This window comes from Microbacterium sp. BF1 (genome assembly GCF_019279095.1).
Classification (GTDB): Bacteria; Actinomycetota; Actinomycetes; order Actinomycetales; family Microbacteriaceae; genus Microbacterium; species Microbacterium maritypicum.
Genome location: NZ_JAGYWT010000315.1, coordinates 1 through 2,889 on the forward strand (window position 1 = coordinate 1; position 2,889 = coordinate 2,889).

The 2,889-nt window shown below is 64.3% G+C and carries 3 protein-coding genes; 2 read left to right on the forward strand and 1 reads right to left on the reverse strand.

The window, feature by feature from the left end:
- On the reverse strand, nucleotides 1-946 hold a 946-nt coding region (locus tag KZA10_RS11205), incomplete at its 3' end, for a DUF6541 family protein (RefSeq protein WP_374196580.1).
- 186 nt (nucleotides 947-1,132) lie between these two features.
- Between KZA10_RS11205 and KZA10_RS11210 the strand changes: the two genes are divergently transcribed.
- Together KZA10_RS11210 and KZA10_RS11215 are read left to right on the forward strand one after the other, a co-directional pair.
- On the forward strand, nucleotides 1,133-2,002 hold the full coding sequence (locus KZA10_RS11210; RefSeq protein ID WP_218682926.1) for an ABC transporter permease: 870 nt from the start codon (nucleotides 1,133-1,135) through the stop codon (nucleotides 2,000-2,002).
- Nucleotides 1,986-2,720 carry an ABC transporter ATP-binding protein gene (locus tag KZA10_RS11215; protein ID WP_218682927.1) on the forward strand — a complete coding sequence of 245 codons (735 nt, stop codon included), beginning with the start codon at nucleotides 1,986-1,988 and terminating at the stop codon, nucleotides 2,718-2,720. The genes KZA10_RS11210 and KZA10_RS11215 overlap by 17 nt, the downstream gene beginning before the upstream one ends.
- The last annotated feature ends 169 nt before the right edge of the window (nucleotides 2,721-2,889 follow it).

Sequence of the window (2,889 nt, forward strand, 5' to 3'; positions counted from 1 at the left end):
TAGATTCAGATGCCCGACGTGAAACAGGTCGAAAGCACCAACGGCATAGCCGATACGCGTCCCCATGATCTCCCCAGATCAGTAATTCCCCAGTAAGCGGATCCCCATCCGCTTCGCGACTCCCACATGTCCGCTCGCCCCAGCCCACGCGCCGGCTCGCCTCGAACACGAGGGCGATCGGGACGGCGATCATGCTCAGCGCCATCATGTAGGGGAACAGCACGCCGTACTCGATCATGAGCAGCGGGAACGCGGGAGTGGCGGCACTCATCGCCGCGGCGGTGACCAGCACCGGGGTCCTGGTCCCGAACAGGGTGGCGACGAGGAACACGATCGACGTGGGCCAGACGATCGCGCCATAGAAGAACATCACGGCGTTGGAGGCGATCGGGATGCTCACACCGGTGATCTGCACCGCGAGCGACGTCACCGCGTGCCAGCCGGACGGATAGAACGGCAGTCCCCCACTCGGTGCGCTCGTCATCGTCCCGATCGTCAGCGGCGAGACGGAGCCGGTGTCGAGGGCGTACCTGACCGCGTTGAGATGGAAGATGTTGTCGAAGGTCTGCGAGAAGTTGTCCGGCGCACCGATGACGAAAGCGAACTGAACGGCCACGAGCACGGCGGCGCCGCCGAGCAGGAGCCATGGGGTCCGCAGCCGGGTGGGCGAATCGACTGCCCCCTTCGCGCGCCGGACGACGAAGGCGAGGACCGCGACCAGCACCAGCACCACGAGCGCGCACACCGCGAGCGGCAGCAGCCCCCAGGACATCCCGATCACGGGGGCGACGATCGCCGCGAGGACGATCACGGTCGTGCCGGCGGGAGCAGCGAGCGCCCATCGGGCGAAGCCACGCATCCCCAGGACGGAGGAGATCACGACACCGGGCACCAGGACGATGGCGATCACCGTGATCAATGCCAACCCGAGGTCCAACCAACCCATGTGCAGTGCCTCTCTTCCCGGCGACCGACACTCGACCACCGGCGTTGATCCTATCGACACCCTGCTGAGCGACCGCCGACACACGGCGCGCGCCAGGGGAATGAGCGGGCTCACGGCGCGGAGAACCTATGATTGGTGAGGCGTTCCACCCGACACGGACGTCCCGACGGAGGTGAAGAGAACGCTGTGTCTCAAACATCTGTACCCGCCGACCAGCGGTTGATCCAGCCGGGCGCGAGTACCGGCCTCCTCGATGTCTTCCGGCGCCGCTATCTACTCAGCCTGATCATCCGCAAAGAAGTGGGTATCCGGTACCGAGGATCCGTCCTCGGATGGCTCTGGTCGTACGTCAAGCCGCTGATCCAGTTCCTGGTCTTCTTCTTCGCTCTCGGGGTCTTCCTCAACCTCAACAACAGCATCGAGTACTACCCGCTGTATCTGCTGTCCGGCATCACCGCCGTCACCTTCTTCAACGAGTCGTTCTCGAACGCCACCCGTTCACTGGTCGACAACGCCGCGCTCATCAAGAAGATCTACTTCCCGCGCCAGATGTTCCCGGTCGCGAGCACCATGGTCGCCGCGATCAACACGGTGCCGCAGATCATCGTCGTCATCGTCATCGCGCTGTTCTACGGGTGGACGCCGACCGTCCTGGGCATCGGAGCCCTCCTGCTCGGGCTCGTGATCATCGCGCTGCTCGCCACCGGCCTCGGTCTGCTCTTCGGCGCCATCAACGTCACCTTCCGCGACGCCCAGAGCTTCGTGGAGATCATCGTCATGGTGTCGGTCTGGGCCTCCCCCGTGATGTACCAGTGGCAGATGGTGGCGAGCAAGGTCCCGGACTGGCTCTTCCAGCTCTACGCCCTGAACCCCATCACCGGTGCGGTCGAACTGTTCCACTACGGCATCTGGCACGCGCTCGATCCTGCGAACGCCGAGCCGCTGCCCTCCCTGTGGCTGCACGCGCTCATCGCACTCGTTGTCTCCATCGTCTTCGTGATCATCGGCGAGATCGTCTTCCGCCGTCTGGAGGGTCGTTTTGCTCAAGACCTCTGAAACGCCACGCATCCTCGTCGAGGACGTGCACAAGCACTTCAAGCTCCGCCACACGCATTCGATCAAGGAGACCTTCGTCGCAGCGGTGCGACGCAAGCCTCTGACCTCGGAGTTCCAGGCCCTCGACGGCGTCTCCTTCTCCATCGGCGAGGGCGAGGCCGTCGCGCTCATGGGCTTCAACGGCTCGGGCAAGTCGACCATGCTCAAGCTGATCTCCGGAGTGCTGCGCCCCGATGAGGGGATGGTGCGCACCCGCGGCCGCGTCGCCGGGTTGATCGAGGTCGGAGCCGGGTTCCACCCTGATCTCTCCGGCCGCGAGAACGTCTACCTGAACGCCGCGATCCTCGGCATGTCGAAGAAGGAGACGCAGGAGCAGTTCGACTCGATCGTCGAGTTCAGCGAGATCGAGAAGTTCATCGACACCGAGGTCAAGCACTACTCCTCGGGCATGTTCCTCCGCCTAGCCTTCTCCGTGGCCATCCACACGCACGTCGACATCCTGCTGATCGACGAGATCCTCTCCGTCGGAGACGAGCCGTTCCAGCGCAAGTGCATCCAGCGCGTGCGCGAGCTGCACTCCCAGGGCAAGACCCTCGTCGTGGTGAGCCACGACCTGAACATGGTCTCCGACCTCTGCGAGCGGGGCATCGTCATCCAGGGCGGGAAGGTGCGCTTCGACGGCGACAGCAAGAGCGCCGTGGAGATGATGCGCTCGTAGGTCGGGAGTCCATCCGGATCGGAGCGGTCTCGGATCAGAGATCGGCGTGCCTGGGTCGGAGTGAGGGCATCGGTCACACGGTCAGGGTATCGCCGAGCGCCGACATGCACCCTCCAGGGAAAGATGCGTTCGAGGGCCTACGGCGTGACCGTAGACTTGGGCGATGAGT